Here is a 6,000-nt window from a genome sequence, read left to right as displayed (position 1 = left end):
TAAACCGGCCGCGAGCATGATGGGAAAACTATTGACCTTAGTCTGGATTTTTTTGGGTGTCGCTGGGCTGCTTCTAGCCGCTTGGGGCGTGGTGCAGATGACGGGAATGAGTTGGATTGTATTGATCGTTGTATCCATGGCAGCGTGGAGTTTAGGGCCTTGGGTCTTGATCGCGAGCCCAGAGCTTGCGAAATGGTCGAACACCCGGCTTGGCTGTCGTGAATGGTGATAAGGATTGACTCGGTAAGGATTTACCTGGTGATCGCTTTGGCTGTGCCAAGAGTTAAGGTAAAGTAACTGCACAACAAAAATTGCACCAGGCATGGTGATACTGCGCACAGGAACAGCAATGATACCGGCAATACACCCACAGGCGGGCTTGTCGTCCGCCGTCGTTGATTTTATTACCGCTTTGCAAGACGCGGGGTTTCAGGGCGATATCGAATCGACCTACGCAAGCCGTCTGGCGGTAGCGACGGACAACAGTGTTTATCAAGCACTGCCTCAAGCCGTTCTCTTTCCCGCTTCCGCGTATGATCTACAGCTTCTCGGGCAGACCGTGCAAGCGCCATCTTTCAGTGATATTAAATTTTCGCCACGCGGTGGCGGCACCGGGACCAACGGCCAGTCATTGACCAAGCATGTGGTGGTGGATGTCTCCCGTCACATGAATCAGGTGTTAGAGATCAATCCTGAACAAGGCTGGGTGCGCGTCCAAGCCGGGGTGATTAAAGATCAGCTCAATGATGTATTGCGTCCGTATGGCTACTTTTTCTCACCGGATTTATCGACCAGTAATCGCGCTACTATCGGGGGAATGATCAATACCGATGCATCGGGACAAGGGTCGTTACGTTACGGCAAAACGTCGGATCATGTGCTGGGCTTAAAAGCCGTATTGATTGATGGCAGTGTACTGGAAACCCAACCGCTTACCCCTGAGCCGCTCAAGCAAGCAATAGCACGCGATGATTTAACCGGTCGAGCGCTAGAAACCGTGTCGTCCGTATGTCGTGAACATCGTGATCTGATCACCGAGACCTTTCCACCACTCAACCGATTTCTCACTGGCTATGACTTAAAACATGTGTATGACGACACGGTGACCGAATTTGATATTGGCCGTGTGTTATGTGGGGCTGAGGGGTCGTTAGCATTCATCGCCGAAGCCAAACTCAATATTACGCCCATTCCAAGTGTACGCACTTTGGTGAATATTAAATACGACAGCTTCGATTCCGCGTTGCGTAATGCGCCGATGATGGTAGAAGCCAAGGCGCTCTCCGTTGAAACCATTGATGCCAAAGTGTTGGATTTAGCACGTAATGATATTGTGTGGCATACCGTTAGCGATTTGCTAGAAGATGTACCGGGCAAAACAATGCACGGCATTAATATGGTCGAGTTTGCGGGCAATGACGTGGACGAGATTGAGGCGCAAATCACGACATTGTGCGAGCAGTTAGACCATTTGATGGCGCAACAACAAAAAGGCGTGATTGGTTATCAGATCTGTCGCGATCTTGTCTCGATTAATAAAATCTATGCGATGCGCAAAAAATCGGTTGGATTATTGGGGGCGACGAAAGGCAAGGCCAAACCTGTTGCCTTCACCGAAGACACCTGTGTGCCGCCGGAACACTTGGCGGACTTTATCAGTGAGTTCCGCGCGTTGCTCGACAGCCATGATCTGCACTATGGCATGTTTGGCCATGTCGATGCCGGGGTATTGCATGTGCGTCCCGCGCTTGATCTGTGCGATCCAGAACAAGAGCGGGTGATGAAAACGATTTCTGATCAGGTCGTGGCTCTGGTGGCGAAATACGGTGGCTTGATGTGGGGTGAACACGGTAAAGGTTATCGCTCTGAGTACGGGCCCGCCTTTTTTGGTGAGACTTTGTTCACGCAATTACGTCGAGTCAAAGCGGCGTTTGACCCGCAAAACCGGATGAACCCCGGTAAGATTTGTACCCCGATTCATAGCGACGATACGTTAGTGAACGTCGATGATACCAAGCGCGGTTTTTATGACCGTCAGATCCCCGTTGAGGTCAGGGATAGCTTTAAAGGCGCGATGGAGTGTAATGGTAATGGGTTGTGCTTTAACTATGATACGGCGTCGCCCATGTGCCCATCAATGAAAGTAAGCTATGACCGCCGCCACTCGCCCAAAGGCCGGGCAGGGATTGTGCGAGAGTGGTTACGTTTGCTCGCAGAGCAGGGTATTGATCCGTTGGATGTCGAGCAAGCACTGATGACGCAATCTCCCTCTGTCCGTGAAATGATGGCGAAGTTTGGGCGTTACTTTACTCGGCGCAGAGAGGTGGACGATTTTAGTCATGAAGTGATGGATGCCATGAGTGGCTGCCTGGCGTGTAAAGCGTGCGCCAGTCAGTGTCCGATTAAAGTCGATGTCCCCAGCTTTCGTTCCCGGTTTATGCAGTTGTACTACAGCCGTTATCCGCGTCCGGTAAAAGATCATCTGGTCGCCAATATAGAAAACTTGCTGCCATTAATGGCTAAAGCGCCTAGGTTAGTCAATGCCGCAACCCAACCGCAATGGGCGCAAGGGATAACCGCTAAATGGATTGGCTACACGGATACCCCCGCGCTATCGGTGCCGACACTGAAGCAGTCACTTTCTGACGATCATGCACTAAAATTCGATCTAGGATGGTTACAAGCCTTGTCTGCGGAAGAACGTGAGAACTATGTATTGATCGTGCAGGACCCGTTTACTAGTTTTTATGAAGCGCCACTGATTCAAGACTTGATCAAGTTGTCCCGCCGATTGGGAAAAGTGCCGATGTTGGTTCCTTTTACCCCCAACGGTAAAGCGCAACACGTCAAGGGCTTTCTCCGACGCTTTGCGCAAACCGCGCGTAATACCGCTGGCTTTTTAAACCAGCTCGCGGCGCTGAATATTCCGATGGTAGGGGTCGATCCTGCTTTGGTGCTGTGTTACCGCGATGAATATCAAGAGGCGCTAGGCCGTCATCGTGGTGATTTTAACGTCCTACTGAGCCATGAGTGGTTAACGAATGTGTTGCCGAGTCTGCCAGCGAAGGCTGAGCATACGCCTGAGCCTGGTATTTATTTGGTCATTGCACGGAGAAAACGCAATTGCCCTATGCAGAGCAACAATGGGTTGATTTATTTGCCCATTTTGGTGCATTGCTTAAACCCGTCTCCGTGGGATGCTGTGGCATGGCGGGGACTTATGGCCATGAAGCCGATAAGCGCGACACCTCAGAAGCCATCTATGATTTAAGTTGGGCACCTAAACTGGCTGACTTACCTAAAGCGCGAGTGGTCGCGACCGGGTATTCGTGCCGTAGCCAAGTGAAACGCTTTAGTGAGGCGCAGCTATTGCATCCATTGCAGGTTTTGTTACGACTGGCGTATACGCGCACTGATCTTGCGCACTCGGGCAACGTATAAACTAAAGGCTTGCACCTTGGGTTGTTTCGCGTACAGTTAAATAAAGAGCTAAAAGCTAAGGCAAACAAATGCTTAAAACGGTTGTTATCATCTTACTGGTTTTACTCGGTATTACCGCCGCGCAATACCTAGATGAGGGCACGCAGAAAAAAATTGCCTGGGTCATTGGGGCCGTCGCATGCGTGCTAGCATTGGGCGTCATCGGTGTAGAGCTTTTCCGTTAGCCAAGGCTGCAATTGCCATTGCGCATATTGCTTAACGCCGACACGTTATAATGAAACGCCCCATTGTTGGGGCGTTTTGCTTTCTATTCTCTGTTCTTTGTCCTTGAGCCTTTAGCCTTATAGTGACGTTTGACCACAGATTTTAACTACGTTTATCTCGACGGTTGGCCTTGGAACCGGCTTCTTTATGCGTTTTCGGTTTGTGCGTCTTAGGTTGACGTATATCGGGCTGCTTCGGGTGCTTAGTAGCAAAGCGCTGGGTGCCGTGACGCCCCGAACGGCGCTGGTGGCCTGTTTTTGCGACGCTATCTTCTGTGGGGACCAAGCATTTCGGCCCGTTTCCAATCAAATGGCCTTTACCCATTGTGACCAACGCCTCACGGATCAGCGGCCAATTCGCAGGATCGTGATAACGCAACAAAGCTTTATGTAAGCGACGTTGGCGCTCTCCCTTGGCGACGGTCAACGTTTCGCGTTTTTTATAACGCACTTTTTTGAGCGGATTGGTCTCTGAGTGATACATCGCCGTGGCGTTGCACATTGGCGACGGGTAAAAATTCTGTACTTGGTCGCACTCAAAGTCATTTTCTTTCAGCCAGCAAGCTAGTTGCACCATGTCTTCATCGGTACAGCCAGGGTGAGCGGCAATAAAGTAGGGGATCAAATACTGCTTTTTGCCCGCTTCTTTGCTGTATTTCTCAAACAAGGCTTTAAATCGATCGTACGCCCCCATGCCAGGCTTCATCATCAGATCGAGGGTGTTTTTCTCGGTGTGTTCGGGCGCAATTTTGAGGTATCCCCCGACATGGTGTGTGACCAGCTCTTTGACATATTCAGGAGACTCGATCGCTAAGTCATAACGGACGCCTGATGCGATCAGCACCTTTTTAATCCCTTCGACTTGACGGGCTTTACGGTAGAGGTCGATGGTATGACGATGATCGGTATTGAGCTTGTCACAAATTTTTGGAAAAACGCAGGATGGGCGACGGCAGTTTCGCTCAGCTTTTGGATCGGCACAGCCTAAGCGATACATGTTGGCCGTGGGTCCACCTAAATCTGAAATGGTACCGGTAAAACCGGGCACTTTATCGCGGATATCATTAAGCTCTTCAATGATCGACGCTTGTGAGCGATTTTGAATAATCCGGTCCTTCATGCTCGGTAATGGAGCAGAACGAACAGCCGCCAAAACAGCCGCGCATGATATTCACCGAGGTTTTAATCATATCGTAAGCCGGGATCTTGGCTTGGCCGTATTGCGGATGTGGCACGCGGGCGTAAGGTAAGCCAAACACGTAATCCATCTCTTCTGTGGTCAGCGGCACCGGTGGCGGGTTAATCCAAAGTAATTGGTCACCATGCTGTTGCGCGAGGGCACGTGCAGAGTAGGGGTTCGCTTCTAAATGCATCACTCGACTGGCATGCGCATATAAAATCCGGTCGTTTTTGAGTTTTTCAAACGAGGGCAAGCGAACAAAGGTGTTTTTGGCGTCGTGGCGAGAAGGCCGAATACTGATCGGTTTCGCCGCGTCAGGTTCCGCTTTTTTGCTGGTTTCGCATTGGGTCTCAGTGGCATAAGGGTTAGGCATCGTCATGGCCTTACCCGGCTTATCAATGCGGGTTGAATCCACTTCTGCCATTCCCTCAGGCGGTGACTTCATCATCACGGCTGTGCCCGCGATACGCGTCATATTGGTCAATGCATCCCCGCGTGACAAGCGGTGTGCAACTTCAATCAATGCACGTTCCGCGTTACCAAATAGCAAGATATCGGCTTTGGCATCACACAACACAGAGCGACGAACTTTGTCTGACCAATAGTCGTAATGAGCCAAGCGGCGTAAACTTGCTTCAATGCCTCCGAGCACAATGGGTGTCTGTTTGTAGGCTTCTCGACAACGTTGAGAATACACCAAGACAGCACGATCCGGTCTTTTACCCCCTTCATTATTGGGGGTGTACGCATCATCATGGCGCAGCTTACGATCTGCCGTGTAGCGATTGATCATCGAGTCCATGTTGCCCGCCGTGACACCAAAAAAAAGATTAGGCTCACCGAGCGCCATAAAGTCTTCTTTACTGTGCCAATTAGGTTGCGAAATGATCCCGACACGGAAACCTTGCGCTTCTAAGGTACGTCCGATTACCGCCATACCAAAACTGGGATGATCGACATAGGCATCGCCCGTGACAATGATGATGTCACAGCTATCCCAACCGAGAATATCCATCTCTTCTCGGCTGGTTGGCAAAAAAGGCGCAGGCCCGAAGCAAGCGGCCCAGTAAGGGGTGTAGTCGTAGATAGCAGTCGGTGTCACGTCGTTGTCTCTTG

The 6,000-nt window shown here is 50.7% G+C and carries 2 protein-coding genes and 2 pseudogenes; 3 read left to right on the top strand and 1 reads right to left on the bottom strand.

Features of this window, described 5'->3' with window-relative positions; genetic code table 11:
* The 3 genes and pseudogenes from DZ54_RS21545 to DZ54_RS25265 form a co-directional block, all read left to right on the top strand.
* A partial coding sequence (locus tag DZ54_RS21545) for a hypothetical protein (RefSeq protein ID WP_205619397.1) occupies positions 1–229 on the top strand: 229 nt, incomplete at its 5' end.
* Positions 230–349: 120 nt separating this feature from the next.
* Positions 350–3,441: pseudogene (gene ydiJ / locus DZ54_RS21540) on the top strand (D-2-hydroxyglutarate dehydrogenase YdiJ).
* Between the two features lie 68 nt (positions 3,442–3,509).
* Positions 3,510–3,665, top strand: a complete 156-nt coding sequence (locus DZ54_RS25265; protein WP_164831594.1) for a hypothetical protein — start codon at positions 3,510–3,512, stop codon at positions 3,663–3,665.
* Positions 3,666–3,807: 142 nt separating this feature from the next.
* Here DZ54_RS25265 and DZ54_RS21535 read toward each other — a convergent pair.
* Positions 3,808–5,899 (bottom strand): annotated as a pseudogene (locus DZ54_RS21535) (YgiQ family radical SAM protein).
* Positions 5,900–6,000: the final 101 nt, after the last annotated feature.

It is taken from the genome of Salinivibrio socompensis S35, from assembly GCF_000513715.1.
In the GTDB taxonomy this organism is placed as follows: domain Bacteria; phylum Pseudomonadota; class Gammaproteobacteria; order Enterobacterales; family Vibrionaceae; genus Salinivibrio; species Salinivibrio socompensis.
Note: the sequence above shows the minus strand (reverse complement) of the source record. Positions and strands in the feature narration are given on the sequence as shown.